The sequence below is a fragment of the Pseudomonas sp. fls2-241-TYG-175 genome, from assembly GCF_030209155.1.
GTDB lineage: Bacteria > Pseudomonadota > Gammaproteobacteria > Pseudomonadales > Pseudomonadaceae > Aquipseudomonas > Aquipseudomonas viridiflava.
This window is the reverse complement of record NZ_JARVSO010000013.1, coordinates 125,377-139,531: the sequence shown is the minus strand read 5'-3', so window position 1 is coordinate 139,531 and position 14,155 is coordinate 125,377. Positions and strand designations below refer to the sequence as shown.

Annotated in this window: 15 protein-coding genes; 5 read left to right on the top strand and 10 right to left on the bottom strand. The window is 59.1% G+C overall.

All coding sequences use genetic code 11. The features are described 5' to 3' along the window. Window positions 1-18: 18 nt before the first annotated feature. Both QRN20_RS11080 and QRN20_RS11075 read right to left on the bottom strand, forming a co-directional pair. Window positions 19-1,200: an alpha/beta hydrolase family protein gene (locus QRN20_RS11080; RefSeq protein WP_096767150.1), complete on the bottom strand. Its 1,182-nt coding sequence runs from the start codon at window positions 1,198-1,200 to the stop codon at window positions 19-21. Between the two features lie 142 nt (window positions 1,201-1,342). Continuing rightward, window positions 1,343-1,627 carry a helix-turn-helix domain-containing protein gene (locus QRN20_RS11075; RefSeq protein ID WP_029241880.1) on the bottom strand — a complete coding sequence of 95 codons (285 nt, stop codon included), beginning with the start codon at window positions 1,625-1,627 and terminating at the stop codon, window positions 1,343-1,345. Window positions 1,628-1,757: 130 nt separating this feature from the next. Between QRN20_RS11075 and QRN20_RS11070 the strand changes: the two genes are divergently transcribed. Continuing rightward, on the top strand, window positions 1,758-2,120 hold the full coding sequence (locus tag QRN20_RS11070) for a hypothetical protein (protein WP_285360371.1): 363 nt from the start codon (window positions 1,758-1,760) through the stop codon (window positions 2,118-2,120). Between the two features lie 224 nt (window positions 2,121-2,344). Further along, complete coding sequence (locus tag QRN20_RS11065) at window positions 2,345-2,617, top strand: CopG family ribbon-helix-helix protein (protein ID WP_285360369.1); 273 nt, start codon at window positions 2,345-2,347, stop codon at window positions 2,615-2,617. A 744-nt stretch (window positions 2,618-3,361) separates the two neighbouring features. Here QRN20_RS11065 and QRN20_RS11055 read toward each other — a convergent pair. The 8 genes from QRN20_RS11055 to exaC form a co-directional block, all read right to left on the bottom strand. After that, complete coding sequence (locus tag QRN20_RS11055) at window positions 3,362-4,099, bottom strand: LexA family transcriptional regulator (protein WP_004883758.1); 738 nt, start codon at window positions 4,097-4,099, stop codon at window positions 3,362-3,364. Window positions 4,100-4,437: 338 nt separating this feature from the next. Next, entirely contained in the window at window positions 4,438-4,965 is a 528-nt protein-coding gene (gene ppa / locus QRN20_RS11050) for an inorganic diphosphatase (RefSeq protein WP_285360368.1), read from the bottom strand. Window positions 4,966-5,074: 109 nt separating this feature from the next. Next, window positions 5,075-5,887 (bottom strand): M90 family metallopeptidase, encoded by an 813-nt coding sequence (locus QRN20_RS11045; protein ID WP_285360367.1) that lies wholly within the window; start codon window positions 5,885-5,887, stop codon window positions 5,075-5,077. 3 nt (window positions 5,888-5,890) lie between these two features. Beyond that, on the bottom strand, window positions 5,891-6,538 hold the full coding sequence (locus QRN20_RS11040; RefSeq protein WP_029241876.1) for a DedA family protein: 648 nt from the start codon (window positions 6,536-6,538) through the stop codon (window positions 5,891-5,893). Window positions 6,539-6,728: 190 nt separating this feature from the next. Next, on the bottom strand, window positions 6,729-7,190 hold the full coding sequence (locus QRN20_RS11035; protein ID WP_004883763.1) for a GNAT family N-acetyltransferase: 462 nt from the start codon (window positions 7,188-7,190) through the stop codon (window positions 6,729-6,731). 85 nt (window positions 7,191-7,275) lie between these two features. Further along, window positions 7,276-8,154 (bottom strand): ethanolamine ammonia-lyase subunit EutC, encoded by an 879-nt coding sequence (gene eutC / locus QRN20_RS11030; protein WP_069143151.1) that lies wholly within the window; start codon window positions 8,152-8,154, stop codon window positions 7,276-7,278. Then, window positions 8,151-9,545: an ethanolamine ammonia-lyase subunit EutB gene (locus tag QRN20_RS11025; protein WP_058432976.1), complete on the bottom strand. Its 1,395-nt coding sequence runs from the start codon at window positions 9,543-9,545 to the stop codon at window positions 8,151-8,153. The genes eutC and QRN20_RS11025 overlap by 4 nt, the downstream gene beginning before the upstream one ends. A 556-nt stretch (window positions 9,546-10,101) precedes the next feature. Continuing rightward, a complete protein-coding gene (gene exaC / locus QRN20_RS11020; protein ID WP_004885889.1) occupies window positions 10,102-11,622 on the bottom strand; it encodes an acetaldehyde dehydrogenase ExaC in 1,521 nt (506 codons plus the stop codon). Window positions 11,623-11,848: 226 nt separating this feature from the next. Here exaC and mpl point away from each other — a divergent pair, with 226 nt between their 5' ends. From mpl to QRN20_RS11005, 3 genes are read left to right on the top strand one after another with little or no spacing between them, the layout of a single operon-like run. Beyond that, on the top strand, window positions 11,849-13,198 hold the full coding sequence (mpl, locus tag QRN20_RS11015; RefSeq protein WP_043305234.1) for a UDP-N-acetylmuramate:L-alanyl-gamma-D-glutamyl-meso-diaminopimelate ligase: 1,350 nt from the start codon (window positions 11,849-11,851) through the stop codon (window positions 13,196-13,198). Further along, window positions 13,195-13,824: a flavin prenyltransferase UbiX gene (gene ubiX, locus QRN20_RS11010; RefSeq protein ID WP_004885884.1), complete on the top strand. Its 630-nt coding sequence runs from the start codon at window positions 13,195-13,197 to the stop codon at window positions 13,822-13,824. Before mpl ends, ubiX begins: the two co-directional genes overlap by 4 nt. After that, window positions 13,817-14,101: a YceK/YidQ family lipoprotein gene (locus QRN20_RS11005; protein WP_029241872.1), complete on the top strand. Its 285-nt coding sequence runs from the start codon at window positions 13,817-13,819 to the stop codon at window positions 14,099-14,101. Before ubiX ends, QRN20_RS11005 begins: the two co-directional genes overlap by 8 nt. Window positions 14,102-14,155 lie beyond the last annotated feature (54 nt).

The window sequence follows — 14,155 nt, the reverse complement described above, 5'->3', positions numbered from 1 at the left end:
GCTGACGTCTGGCATTCTTCAGTGGGAGCTGGCGTCAGCTTGCGCACCTGAAGCCATCAGATGATTGCCTAGCGCGTAGACGGTGCAAGCGGGTCCATCACCAATAACATTCTTTTGACAGTATTCCATCGCCCTGGCAGCGGCATCGTCTTGAGTTCGTTCACCCTTACTCCAGCCCCAGACACCTTTGCCATTGGTTGCGAACGCTTTCTCGTACGACTGGTTTTGCGCATATGCACGCAAGGCGTCTTTTGCTGCAGCACTCAGTTCTGCGGGTGCGGGAAGATCGGTTGCAGGCAGTGCCACGATTTCGTGAGATGCAAGCTGCTGTTTGTTCAGAAAGTCGGAAACGGTATTCCACCACGTTTGTTCAGGCGCCCATTCTATAAAGACATGACCGTTTTTTTCGAATGCCGGAGCCTCCTGAAACTCACCAATGCCTCCGGCAGAGAGATAGGTATCAAACATCTCTCTGCTCAGCGGCATAGGAAACACCTCGTCATTGACGGCATAAAGCCAGAGGGCAGGCATATGTGATCGCCTGCCAAAGCTTGCGATGGATGCTAACAAGTGCTCTTTGTCGCAAACCCCACCCGACTTGATTGCGCCACGACCACCATCGAAGTTGATGATCGCTTGCACGCCCGGAGGATTGTCGGCACCGGCAGCCAATACCGCGAAGCCTCCTGCAGATTGCCCCATCATGATGGCTTCATCAGGCGAGGCCCACGATTCAAGCCGGATGGCGCTCAGAGCGGCGATGAGATCGTCGGCTGCAATTTTACCGGCCTTCGCATGATGGGGGTGCTCGCAGGTTCCAACCTGGTGCTGGTAATCGGTGACGCCTGAAGACTTTCCATACCCTTGGCGCATGACCACAACTGACGCGTAACCATGGCGAGCAAAGGCTATTGCCGCGGATGAAAATCGGTTAGGGCTGATCGCGCGATCAATCTGATTGCCATCGGTGCCATGGGTGATCAACGCAACCGGCCAGCGTCCGGGCCTGTCGGGGCGTGTGACAAATGCATCCAGCGTCGCCGTCTGTCCGTCAGGCAGAAGGACGTTCAGGACAAGAGGCTCTCTGACAAGGCCGTCAATCTGGTCGTTGACCTCAGGCGTTTGTGTCCAGCCGGGCGTTGTCCAGGCAAGCAGAGGAACCAGCACTATCCAGGCTAGAGACGGTTTTTTGAACGCCATTTGACGAGCCTCTCAAAAGCTTTCAAAGAGTGATTTCCGCAAAGATCAGGGCCTTGCGCCGGGATCGTTTCCCACCAGGGTTATCTGAGCATGGCGGGGTGTCAGTTTCTGGCACCAGGGTTTGGGCTGAGGTGCTTGGCCTTCACAGTGGGTCCTGCGCTTTTCTCAAACGCTCATCCAGCAGATCCACTAACTCGCGTTCACTCATCGAGCACTGCATGGCGTAACACGAAACCAGCAACTCCAGTGGATGAATACCGATTCTGGTGGCGAGCTGGTCGAGTTTCTCCAACGTCGGGCTCTTCAGCCCGCGCTCGATTTCAGACAGATAAGTGCGGCCACTGACCCCGACAAAGTCCTCTTGCGTCAGTCCCTTCGCCTCACGCGCCTCCTTGAGTGCGGCGCCGATTGCTTTACTCAGTTTCATAGCGCTGCCCCTTTACAAAAGAAAGGGATTTCGCTTGAATGCATGTTATAGCACTACACGCTATAGCATTCGTTAGCGCGAATGTGTTTCATAAGGACGAGTCGTCGCGAGAGCGCAAGGATCAGAAATCATGAGCCAGAATAAAAAACAGAAACCGCTTCGCAGGGCTGCATCAACCCAACTGCTGTGTAAAAACTGCCGCGTTTTCCAGCGCAGTCGTTCAGGTGTTCGCAACCGTGTTGGGGCATCTGTTGCCAGGTCTGGATCGACGAATAGGCATCATGTCGTCAGTGCTATGTACGGCTACCTCATGACCAGTTGGGATGAGCTGCCCGATCAGAACAAGCGGGCGTTGGGGTTTGATTTTATCGTGGGCAGCGAAGGGGAGGAGGCAGCGCTGAAGAGGTTGGCGGGGATTTTCATGGAGTATGCGGATGTCGCGTTGCGACGGGCGTTGGTGGCGCGGCGGAGGAGGCTGGGCTTCGCAGACTGATGCAGCGCAACCAGTCGCCTGCCTGGAAAACGTGCTGGATGCAGGACTCATGCTTCTACCGAGTCAATTGTCCAACGCTGTGTTAATCGTGTATCTATCCCCCTCCGCTGTCCCCCCATTCTGGCTCTGCGTGCAGTCGTCCGTCTTCTGGGCGTATGGACAGATGAGCAGGGGGACTAATAACTTATCAAAAGGTAATACCTTTAGATAACGAGGGTTCGGCTATGGCCACTTCAATCAAAATTGATGACGAGCTGAAAAGTCGCATTCAGCACTTGGCTGGTCTGCGTCAACGTTCGCCCCATTGGGTTATGCGCGAAGCGATAGCGCAGTACGTCGATCGCGAAGAAGCTCGCGAGGGCTTCAAGCAGAAAGCCTTGGCGTCGTGGGCCGTCTATCAGGAAACGGGTCGGCATATGACCGGCCAAGAGGCTCGGGCCTGGCTCAATACCTGGGGTACTGAGGCTGAGGCGGAGCTTCCCAAGTGCCACGATTGATTATCACTGAAGGTACTGCGCAAGGCTTGGAGTGTTGTCGTCGGTTGCTTGTCGAAAAGGGTCCACAGATAGCGCAGCGAGCGGCCCAAGTGATTGAGCGACAATTTGCTCGCTTGGAAGGAGGCCCGAAGTAGGTCGCCCATTTCCAGATCTGCCGGAGTTACGTGAGCTAATTATCGAGTTTGGTGATTCGGGTTATGTGGCGCTCTATAGGCATCAGCGCGCGGGTGATGCTGTCTATGAATTGGCCTTTCGGCATCAGAAAGAAGTCGGTTACTGAGCAAGGCTGCGTATTTTTAGAGGTTTGGGATCGGCCTGCCTAGTCTCCAGAAAGACCTGAGTAGCTCGGTTGTTATTGGTTCAATTCAATAGTGCGGTCCCCCCCCCACCTGTCCCTCACTTCATCCTCGGATGAGGTCAAATGGCGTTGACACCATCGGACAGGGAAATGTCTGAACCCCCGGAATAGCTAAGCTTTCAGGAAGATTCTTGGATGGGGCAGGATTATTTCAGACATTAAAAAGCCGGCTTGTGGCCGGCTTCTCGTGGGCAATTTTGGTCTATTTTTGGTAAACCGCAATCGCCTGCAAAAGGTGCATTCGCAAGGAATGCTGATAAGAGAGCAGGGCAGATGCGTCATCTGCCGTGCCGTGGCATCGCCGCTGGGCGGGGATGCTTTGGATGGCGGACAGCATACTGATTTTTGCCGCCCATGCCCAGCCTTGATGTGCCATCACGCCCGTGTCAGAACAGCAGCATCGCATTTCTACGGCTGTTGAGGGTGGACCACCAGAAGATCCAGCCCAGGATGCGGATGCGTTCGTCTTCGATGTCTTCGGCGCTGAAGATTTCGTCGGGGTATTCGGCGTCGTTGTGGCTGCGCAGGCGCAGGCCGCCGTTGGGCAGGCGGTAGAGGTAGCGCACGCGCAGGATGCCACCGTGTTCGATAGCGTAGATTTCGCCGTCGATAACCTGCGTCAGCTCGCGGTCCACCCCCAGAATCGAGCCATCCTGGATCTTGTCGGCCATGCTGTTACCGACCATGGCGACGCACAGACAGTTTCTGGGGTCGATGCCCATGGTTTGCAGGACCTGCAGCGGCAGGCGGATTTTTTGTCCTGGGGCTTCGGCCAGGACGGTTTTGCTGACGCCATGGGTGGATTCGATTTCCTTGAAGATCTGAATTTCCACGTCTCCACGCAGCATGTTTCTTCCTTGATCCTGATGGACGATCAGTCGAGTGTCGCCGCCGTTGTTTTCATTGGCGGAGTCGGTCGGGTGTTTGGGGCCTTCGCCGGTGCGCAGCCAGCGGGCGTTAACGGTTAATAATTCAGCCACCTCATCAATACGCGCCATGGGGACGCCGCGCTTGAACCAATTATTGACGTGTTGCGGCGTGATCTTGCGGTTGGCAGCAAAATCAGTCGCAGTGAGGTGGCACTCTTTGAGAAGGATGCGGAGTCGATCGCCTGATGTATTCATGGGGCCGAGTTTACTGGCGCGATCAGGGCGTTTAAATGAACGAGGTGTTGATGTCGGCGTTGTCGCTGGGGGTGTACGGCTAGAGGTATTACAGACGGGACGTTTGTTGTGTAGGCATGTTCCGTAATCGCCGAATTTTGGATAAACGCTGCGGGATTTGTTCAGGCCGGGTGTGCGGGCGTTGACGGGATGTTTATTGCGAGAGAGCGATTAAACGCATTTTTAAACGCGGGTTTTGAAAAAAATCGCAGCAGAGGGGGCGTTGCGAGGGGAGGGTGTTACGGACATCTATGCCAAGACACCCGCAACGCAGGTGTCTCGACATGGCAAACCGTCAATCAGCCTTTGAAGGCTGCAACCGATTTGGTGATTTCAGCACGGGCGGCTTCTGCGTCGCCCCAGCCTTCGATCTTGACCCATTTGCCTTTTTCGAGATCCTTGTAGTTCTCGAAGAAGTGCTTGATCTGCTCAAGCAGCAGGGCTGGCAGGTCGGTGTACTCTTTGACGTCGACGTACAGCTGGGACAGTTTGTCGTGCGGGACTGCGATGACTTTGGCATCGCCGCCGCCGTCGTCGGTCATGTGCAGGATGCCGACCGGGCGTGCGCGGATGACCGAACCTGGGGAAACCGGGTATGGGGTCACGACCAGCACGTCGAGGGGGTCGCCGTCATCCGCCAGGGTGTTGGGGATGAAGCCGTAGTTGGCTGGGTAGAACATTGGGGTGGCCATGAAACGATCAACGAACAGGCAATCGGTGTCTTTGTCGATTTCGTACTTGATCGGCGCGTGGTTGGCCGGGATTTCGATCGCGACGTAGATGTCGTTCGGCAGGTCTTTACCTGCCGGAATCGTGCTGTAGCTCATTGGGCTTTGCCCCCGTAGTTGACCAGACAGATTTTGGCGCGAACCGCCAAAAAGTGGTCCGGATTATAGGCATATTCTGTTTTGGTTGCCACGCGCGGGGTTGGACGTTTCAGTAGGTGTCCTTGTAAGCCGTGTCCTGCTCTTGCAAAGCCTTCAGCCGGGCGAGGGTGTCCTGGCGGTAGAAGGCTTTGAGTTGGTCGTAGACAGCGGGATAGCTGGTGTGCAACAGGTCCGGGGCGCTGAAAAAGTATTCGCTGGTGACGGCGAAAAATTCGGCGGCGTCCTGAGCGGCGTACGGGTCGATGGTGGTTTCGGCGTCTGGGTTCAGGTCGAGCTGACGGTTGAGGTCGTCGAAGGCACTCTGCATGATGCTGGCCCACTCGGTAATGCGCATATCGCTGTGCAGCGGTGGCAGACCGTTGGCGTCGCCGTTGAGCATGTCCAGTTTGTGTGCCAGCTCGTGGATCACCAGGTTGTAGCCGTCCCAGTCACCGCTCGACACCACGCCTGGCCAGGCCAGAATCACCGGGCCTTGCAGCCATGCCTCGCCGCTGTGTTCGCCGTCCCATTCGTGTTCGATGCCGCTGGCGTCGCGATGACGCTGCGGGCTGACGAAGTCGTCAGGGTAGAGCACGATCTCGTGAAAGCCCTGATACCAGTTCAGGTCGCCGAGATTCAGCAACGGCAGTTGCGCCTGTGCGGCCAGAAACAGCCGGTGTTCATCGTTCAGTTCCACACCCGGCAGTGCGGTCAGGTGCTTGTCGTGCAGAAACAGCACGCAGGCATCGCGCAACTGCGCTTCCTGTTCGGCGCTCAGGCCATCGAGGATCGGCAGGCGCTGGCGAACGGTTTGCCACAGCTCAGTGGAAACCGGGTGCTTCGCCAGCGTGCGTTGCCTGCGCCAGTTGCTGAATGACCACATGGGTCAGCTGACGTCGACAGAGCGGCCTGTGCGGCTGCGCACGACGCCGATGATCATCGGCAGCAGGGAAAGCACGATGATTGCCAAGACCAGGAACGTCAGGTTCTGCTTGATGAACGGCACGTTGCCGAAGAAGAAACCGAGCGTGACCAGACTGCCCACCCACAGCACCGAACCCAGCATGCTGAAACCGACGAAGCGCGGGTAATGCATGCGGCCGACGCCCGCCACGAAGGGGGCAAAGGTGCGGATGATCGGCAGGAAGCGCGCCAGCGTGACGGTCTTCCCGCCATGACGCTCGTAGAACACCTGGGTGCGCAGTAGGTAGTCGCGACGGAAAATCTTCGACCTGGGGTTGCTGAACAGTTTTTCACCGGCCGTGCGGCCGATGACGTAGTTCGTGCTGTCGCCCAGTATCGCTGCCAGCATCAACAGCCCGGCGAGCAGAACCGGGTCCATGCCGCCACCGGCTGCCACGGCACCTGCGATGAACAGCAGGGAATCGCCCGGCAGGAACGGCATGATCACCAGACCGGTCTCGCAGAAGATCACCAGAAACAGAATCGCGTAGATCCACGTGCCATAGTTGGTCACCAGCATGTCGAGGTAAACATCGAGATGCAGGATGAGGTCGAGCGGGTTGAATTCCATTGAAGCACCTGAGGCGAGAACCCTTGACCGGGTCGCATGCGGAAGAAACTACGTGTGCAGTACGCGCGGCATTATAGAAGGAGAATGCGGGCAGAGGGCCGCAAGCTTTCAACAGAGATGTTACAACTGTTACGAGGCAGGAGGTATGGGCGAGCAAAAGCGGAAAAAACCGGATTGCTCGCGAACAGAATCAACGGTCCGAGTTGATCGGCAGCACGTAGTTCTTGAACTGGGTGTCTTCCTTGAAGCCAATCGACTCGTAGACTTTCTGCGCCACGTCGTTGTTGCTGCTGGTCGACACGCGCATGCGCACGGCCTGGGTTTCCTTGGCCATTTTCTTGGCTTCTTTCATCAGGTGGTCGGCGACCAATTGTCTGCGGGCGTCTTCGGCGACGTAGATGTCGTTGAGAATCCACACGCGCTTGAGCGACAGCGAGGAATAGCTGGGGTAGAGCTGGCAGAAGCCCAGCAATCTGTTCTCGTCATCCTTCGCCAGCGCGAGATAAATCACTGACTCTTCGCGGCGCAGGCGCTTCTCCAGAAAGTCCCGTGACGAATCCGGGAATGGCAGCTCGCCGTAGAATTCACGGTATTTGACGAACAACGGGCAGAGCAGGTCCAGGTGTTCGAGCGTGGCTTTTATGATCCGCATGGTCGGGCCTCAACTTCACTATGGGCTAATGCAATGCGCCAGGATGGTCACAGCGATGCTGACTGGCGGCTTTAGAAAGCGCAATCTAATGCGGGTCGTCGGGACCGGCGAGCAGGAAATTGCCAGTGCGTCTGTTCAGGTTGTCGGCGGCCTCGTCGGATTCCACAGTCTTGAGCTCGGCTTCGTCCTTGAGCTTTACCCCTGACACCTGACGGCGGCAGGCCTCGCGCATCAGGTACAGCAGGCGATGGGCTGCCATCCCGTAGCTCAGGCCTTCCAGGCGAATGTTGGAGATGCAATTGCGGTGCGCATCGTTGAGCCCCACTTTCGGTGCGTAGGTGAAATACAGGCCCAGGCTGTCAGGAGAACTGAGGCCGGGGCGTTCGCCGATCAGGATCACCACCATTTTTGCGCCAAGCAGCTCGCCGATCTCGTCGGCGACGGCCACGCGACCCTGTTCCACCATGATCACAGGCGACAGCGTCCAGCCTTCTGCTTCAGCCTGTTCTTCCAGGCGCACCAGAAAGGGCACCGCGTGGCGATGAACGGCCAACGCCGACAGGCCGTCTGCCACCACTATCGCCAGATCGAGCCCGCCCGGATGAGCGGCGGCGTAGTCGCGCAGCTGGCTGGCGGACTCATCGTTCAGGCGTCTTCCCAGATCCGGCCTTTGCAAGTAACTGTCACGGTCGGCGGCGGCGCTGTGCAGTAACAAGGTTTCGCGGCCTTTTTCAGCCAGTTGAGCACTGATGCCCGCATGATCGAACGCCAGATGCACCGCATCGCGTGCCTGGGCATGGGCCAACTGAAAGTCCAGTTGCGCCGAGGTCGGCAGGCTGGTGCCGGTGCGGCCCAGGGCGATACGAGCCGATGTCAGGCGACGCAGTTCCAGCCAGGGATTGGGCGGCGTGGCGTCCGGCTTGGCTTCAATGTTTTCCATTTCATTCACAGGCGGTTCCCTCATGCCAGATGCGCCAGGGCGTGGCGGAAGGCGGGCGGCAGGCTGTCGCCGAAACGCACACGTCCGTCGGCCTGCGTGAAGATGCCCATTTTTTCCAGCCAGGCCTCGTATTCCGGAGCCGGACGCAGGCCCAGGCTTTGCCGGGCATAGAGCGCGTCGTGGAACGAGGTGGTCTGGTAGTTGAGCATGATGTCGTCGGAGCCGGGGATGCCCATGATGAAGTTGATCCCGGCGACGCCCAGCAGCGTGAGCAGCGTGTCCATGTCGTCCTGATCGGCTTCGGCATGGTTGGTGTAGCAGATGTCGCAGCCCATCGGCACGCCCAGCAATTTGCCGCAAAAATGGTCTTCAAGCCCGGCGCGGATGATCTGTTTACCGTTGTACAGGTACTCGGGGCCGATGAAGCCGACCACAGTGTTGACCAGGAACGGATTGAAATGCCGTGCAACGGCGTAGGCGCGGGTCTCGCAGGTCTGTTGATCGACCCCATGGTGCGCGTTCGCCGACAGCGCACTGCCTTGCCCGGTCTCGAAATACATCAGGTTCTGCCCGAGCGTGCCGCGGTTGAGGCTCAGTCCTGCTTCGTAACCTTCCTGCAGCAGGTTCAGGTTGATACCGAAGCTGGCGTTGGCAGCTTCGGTGCCGGTGATCGACTGGAACACCAGGTCCACCGGCACGCCGCGGTTGATCACTTCGATGGAGGTGGTGACGTGGGTCAGCACGCAGGACTGGGTCGGAATCTCGTAGCGCTGGACGATGGCGTCGAGCATTTCCAGCAACGCGATGATGGACGAGGTGCTGTCGGTGGCCGGGTTGATGCCGATCATGGCGTCGCCGTTACCGTACAGCAGGCCGTCCAGCACGCTGGCTGCAATGCCGGACGGATCATCGGTCGGGTGGTTGGGCTGCAGGCGGGTCGACAGGCGACCGCGCAGGCCGACGGTGTTGCGAAAGCGCGTGACGACGCGGATTTTCTGCGAAACCAGTACCAGATCCTGTACACGCATGATCTTCGAAACGGCGGCAGCCATTTCCGGCGTTAGACCGGGAGCCAGTGCTCGCAGGCTGGTTTCATCGGCTTGATCGCTGAGCAGCCAGTCGCGAAAGCCGCCGACGGTCAGGTGGCTGACAGGCGCGAAGGCGAGGGCGTCGTGGGTGTCGATGATCAGACGCGTGACTTCGTCGTCTTCGTACGGAATCAGCGCTTCTTCAAGAAAGTGCTTGAGCGGGATGTTGGCCAGCGCCATCTGCGCGGCTACACGCTCGCCATCGTTCTGCGCTGCGACTTCGGCCAGAAAATCGCCGGAACGCGCAGGGCTGGCCTTGGCCATGACTTCTTTGAGGCTGTCGAAGCGATACGTCTGCGCGCCGACAGAATGAGAAAAGCTCGCCATACAGATTCTCCATGACGTCCCGCTGCTCGCGTCGGACGTGGTCTTTCGGCCGAACCGGTGACGTCCCGGTTCAAACGACTGTGGGAAGCGATGTAAGCAATTAATACTCCATCCTGACGATGAGTGCGAGTTTGCGGGGCGTAGCGGGTAAGTCTGAGGGAAGATGCGTCATGCCGGAGCATTGCCTGGCAAAAGGGCGCACGACGATAGTGCGCACATAGCTGAGCGTGCCCATGCAGAGCTCTGATCGTTATGCATAAATCTGCCTCGACACTGATCGTGCCTATCGCTCCGCGTGGGCATGCATCCCGTGACGCTCCGCGTCACAAATGGCACAGATTGCGGATTCAGTGAGCCGAGCGCATGACGTGGATAACGCTGGAGCTTGTCCACGCATCTGCGCCACCTTCGAGAGCGGACGCGGAGCGTCCTGGGAGGCATTCCCACGCGGAGCGTAGGAACGATCAGCGTGATCTCAAACACTCGACTGTCACGCTTAGCATTACGAGATGCATGCCCAACGCTAAGCGATGGGCATGATCATCCCGTCAGTGGATCAGAAGAACCCCAGCGGATGGGTGTCATAGCTCACCAGCAGGTTTTTGGTCTGCTGATAGTGCTCGAGCGCGATCTTGTGGGTTTCGCGGCCGACGCCGGATTTCTTGTAGCCACCGAACGCCGCGTGCGCGGGGTAGAGGTGGTAGCAGTTGGTCCAGACACGACCAGCCTTGATGGCGCGGCCCACGCGGTAGGCGCGGTTGATGTCGCGGGTCCACAGACCTGCGCCCAGACCGAACTCGGTGTCGTTGGCGATGGCCACCGCTTCGGCCTCGTCCTTGAAGGTCGTGACGCTGACCACCGGGCCGAAGATCTCTTCCTGGAACACGCGCATCTTGTTGTTGCCCTTGAGCAACGTCGGCTGGATGTAATAGCCGCTCGACAGATCACCTTCCAGCTTCTCGACCTTGCCGCCGGTCAACAGCTCGGCGCCTTCGCCCTTGGCGATGTCGAGGTAGGACAGAATCTTGTCGAACTGCTGCTCGGACGCCTGCGCGCCGACCATGGTGTCAGTGTCCAGAGGATCGCCGCGCTTGATCTTCTCGACCTTGCGCATCACCGCTTCCATGAACTGTGGATAAATCGACTCCTGCACCAGCGCGCGGGACGGGCAGGTGCAGACTTCGCCTTGGTTGAAGAACGCCAGCACCAGACCTTCGGCGGCTTTCTCGATGAACTCCGGTTCGGCGCTCATGATGTCTTCGAAGAAAATGTTCGGCGACTTGCCGCCCAGCTCCACGGTGGACGGAATGATGTTGTCCGCCGCCAGCTTCATGATGTGCGAGCCGACCGGGGTCGAGCCGGTGAAGGCAATCTTGGCGATGCGCTTGCTGCTGGCCAACGCTTCGCCTGCTTCACGGCCATAGCCCTGCACGATATTCAATACGCCCGGTGGCAGCAGATCGCCGATCAGTTCGATCAGCACGCTGATGCCCAGCGGCGTCTGCTCGGCAGGCTTGAGCACGATGCAGTTGCCGGCTGCCAGCGCAGGCGCAAGTTTCCACGCGGCCATCAGGATCGGGAAGTTCCAGGGAATGATCTGCCCGACCACGCCCAGCGGTTCATGAATGTGATAGGCCACGGTGTTGCCGTCGATCTCGGCAGCGCTGCCTTCCTGCGCGCGCAGTACGCCCGCGAAGTAGCGGAAGTGGTCGGCGGCCAGCGGGATGTCGGCGTTCAGGGTTTCGCGAATCGCCTTGCCGTTGTCCCAGGTTTCGGTGATGGCCAGGATTTCCAGATTGGCTTCGATGCGGTCTGCGATCTTCAACAGGACCAGCGAGCGGGCCTGCACCGAGGTCGAGCCCCAGGCTTCTGCGGCTGCATGGGCGGCGTCGAGCGCCTTGTCGATGTCTTCGGCGGTGGAGCGGGGGAATTCGGCGATGGCCTTGCCGGTAACAGGCGAGGTGTTGGTGAAATACTGACCTTTGACCGGGGCGACAAACTCGCCGCCGATGTAGTTACCGTAGCGTTCCTTGAAATTGACGATGGCGCCTTCGGTACCGGGATGAGCGTAGCGCATGGTATGTCTCCTGGTTCTTGTTGTGAGGAAGTCTGTATCGATTCAGCTTTCAAACATCTGGCAGCAGGTTATCAAGAGTAGGCTATTTGCCTCGCCTTCGGGACCTGAACTTTAGCCTCATGTCTGTGCGCTCGACCAGACCCTGAACGACGTGACCACGGACAAACTCTGGGTGCCATTTCACCGTCCCTACGTTAACCTGCCGGGATGTTCTGAGAGGTTGGTCATGCACATTCATATCCTTGGTATCTGCGGCACGTTCATGGGTTCGCTGGCGGTGCTCGCCAAAGAGTCGGGGCATCGGGTCACGGGCTCCGACGCCAACGTCTATCCGCCCATGAGTACGCAGCTCGAAGCCCAGGGCATCGAACTGACCCAGGGTTACGACCCTGCGCAGCTCGATCCTGCGCCGGACCTGATCGTGATCGGCAACGCCCTGTCGCGTGGCAACCCTGCGGTCGAGTATGTCCTGAATAAAGGTTTGCCTTATGTGTCCGGCCCGCAGTGGCTGGCGGACCATGTGCTGCAAGGTCGCTGGGTTCTCGCCGTGGCGGGTACGCATGGCAAGACCACCACCAGCAGCATGCTGGCCTGGGTGCTCGAACACGCAGGCATGAGCCCAGGCTTCCTGATTGGCGGTGTCCCGCAGAATTTCGCGGTTTCTGCGCGTCTGGGTGAAACACCGTTCTTTGTGGTCGAGGCTGACGAGTACGACAGTGCCTTCTTCGACAAGCGCTCCAAGTTCGTCCACTACCGCCCGCGCACCGCAATTCTCAACAACCTTGAGTTCGATCACGCGGACATCTTCCCGGATCTGTCAGCCATCGAGCGCCAGTTCCATCATCTGGTGCGCACCATTCCGAGCGAAGGTCTGGTGATTCATCCGACTACAGAACCTGCGTTGTCGCGGGTCATCGAGATGGGTTGCTGGACACCCGTACAGACCACCGGGCAGGGCGGCCAGTGGCAGGCCCGTCTGTTGAGCGAAGACGGCTCGCGTTTTGAGGTGATTTTTGAAGGCCAGGTGCAGGGCACGGTCGAGTGGGACATGACGGGACAGCACAACGTAGCCAATGCCCTGGCAACCCTGGCGGCAGCGCGTCATGTGGGCGTGGTGCCTGCGCAGGGCGTCGAAGCGCTCAGTGCGTTCAAGAGCGTCAAGCGACGCATGGAGAAGGTTGCCGAGGTACATGGCATCACGATCTATGACGACTTTGCTCACCATCCGACAGCGATTGCCACCACGCTGGACGGTCTGCGCAAGAAGGTCGGCGACGCTTCGATCATTGCCGTGATCGAGCCGCGTTCCAACTCCATGAAGCTCGGCGCACACCGCGACGGTCTGCCGGAAAGCGTACAGCAGGCCGATCAGGTGGTCTGGTATGCGCCTGCCAATCTGGGCTGGGACCTGGGCGCCACAGCGGCCGAGTGTTCGGTGCCTGCGGTGGTCTGCGATTCGCTTGAAGCGATCATTGCGCGGGTCAAGAGCCAGGCTCAACCGGGCACGCATATTGTGATCATGAGCAACGGCGGCTTTGGCGGCCTGCATGGCAAACTGGCCGAGGCCTTGAAATGAGCGGGCCAGAGCGCATTACCGTCGCCATGACCGGCGCCTCGGGCGCGCAATACGGCCTGCGTCTGTTGGACTGTCTGGTGCGTGAGGATCGGGAGGTGCACTTTCTGATCTCCAAGGCGGCGCAATTGGTCATGGCGACCGAAACCGATGTGCGCCTGCCACCCAAGGCGATGATGATGCAGGCTTTCCTCACCGAGTACACCGGTGCGGCGGCGGGGCAGATTCGGGTCTATGGCCGCGATGACTGGATGTCGCCAGTGGCCTCGGGGTCGGGCTCGCCCAGCGCGATGGTGGTGGTGCCCTGTTCGACCGGCACGCTGTCGGCGATTGCGACCGGCGCCTGCAACAACCTGATCGAGCGAGCGGCCGACGTGACGCTGAAAGAGCGTCGTCAGTTGATTCTGGTACCACGCGAGGCGCCGTTCTCCAGCATTCACCTGGAGAACATGCTCAAGCTGTCGAACATGGGCGCGGTGATCCTTCCCGCATCGCCCGGCTTCTACCATCAGCCGCAGACCATCGACGATCTGGTGGATTTCGTGGTCGCGCGAATTCTCAATCTGCTGAACGTGCCGCAAGACATGTTGCCGCGCTGGGGCGAGCACCATGTCGGTGGCGATGAATAAGCTGCTGGTGATTGCGCTGGCGCTGGTCATGACCGGCTGCGCCACCGCACGCACGCTTAACGCCGCCAAGCCCGGCGCGCCGGTGGTTTACGCCGGTACGCGGCTCAACATGTATGCGCTGGAGGGCGGTTGCTGTGCGACCGACCGCTTCGGAGCTGAAGCGCCGAGCTATCCGGCACTGGACATGCCGGGCAGCGCCGTCCTCGACACGTTATTGCTGCCGTTGTCACTGCTGACAGCACTGGGTTTCGGTGTTCAGGCCACGGGCGGGCTTTGACGGTCGTTGAATGTTGATCGGGCCGATGCTCTGCGCTCATCGTGATACACACAT

What these genes read in the sequence shown, in the direction of transcription:
- QRN20_RS11080 (WP_096767150.1), bottom strand. Translation starts at nt 1,200, where the DNA reads ATGGCGTTCAAAAAACCGTCTCTAGCCTGGATAGTGCTGGTTCCTCTG.
- QRN20_RS11075 (WP_029241880.1), bottom strand. Translation starts at nt 1,627, where the DNA reads ATGAAACTGAGTAAAGCAATCGGCGCCGCACTCAAGGAGGCGCGTGAG.
- QRN20_RS11070 (WP_285360371.1), top strand. Translation starts at nt 1,758, where the DNA reads ATGAGCCAGAATAAAAAACAGAAACCGCTTCGCAGGGCTGCATCAACC.
- QRN20_RS11065 (WP_285360369.1), top strand. Translation starts at nt 2,345, where the DNA reads ATGGCCACTTCAATCAAAATTGATGACGAGCTGAAAAGTCGCATTCAG.
- QRN20_RS11055 (WP_004883758.1), bottom strand. Translation starts at nt 4,099, where the DNA reads ATGAATACATCAGGCGATCGACTCCGCATCCTTCTCAAAGAGTGCCAC.
- ppa (WP_285360368.1), bottom strand. Translation starts at nt 4,965, where the DNA reads ATGAGCTACAGCACGATTCCGGCAGGTAAAGACCTGCCGAACGACATC.
- QRN20_RS11045 (WP_285360367.1), bottom strand. Translation starts at nt 5,887, where the DNA reads ATGTGGTCATTCAGCAACTGGCGCAGGCAACGCACGCTGGCGAAGCAC.
- QRN20_RS11040 (WP_029241876.1), bottom strand. Translation starts at nt 6,538, where the DNA reads ATGGAATTCAACCCGCTCGACCTCATCCTGCATCTCGATGTTTACCTC.
- QRN20_RS11035 (WP_004883763.1), bottom strand. Translation starts at nt 7,190, where the DNA reads ATGCGGATCATAAAAGCCACGCTCGAACACCTGGACCTGCTCTGCCCG.
- eutC (WP_069143151.1), bottom strand. Translation starts at nt 8,154, where the DNA reads ATGAGGGAACCGCCTGTGAATGAAATGGAAAACATTGAAGCCAAGCCG.
- QRN20_RS11025 (WP_058432976.1), bottom strand. Translation starts at nt 9,545, where the DNA reads ATGGCGAGCTTTTCTCATTCTGTCGGCGCGCAGACGTATCGCTTCGAC.
- exaC (WP_004885889.1), bottom strand. Translation starts at nt 11,622, where the DNA reads ATGCGCTACGCTCATCCCGGTACCGAAGGCGCCATCGTCAATTTCAAG.
- mpl (WP_043305234.1), top strand. Translation starts at nt 11,849, where the DNA reads ATGCACATTCATATCCTTGGTATCTGCGGCACGTTCATGGGTTCGCTG.
- ubiX (WP_004885884.1), top strand. Translation starts at nt 13,195, where the DNA reads ATGAGCGGGCCAGAGCGCATTACCGTCGCCATGACCGGCGCCTCGGGC.
- QRN20_RS11005 (WP_029241872.1), top strand. Translation starts at nt 13,817, where the DNA reads ATGAATAAGCTGCTGGTGATTGCGCTGGCGCTGGTCATGACCGGCTGC.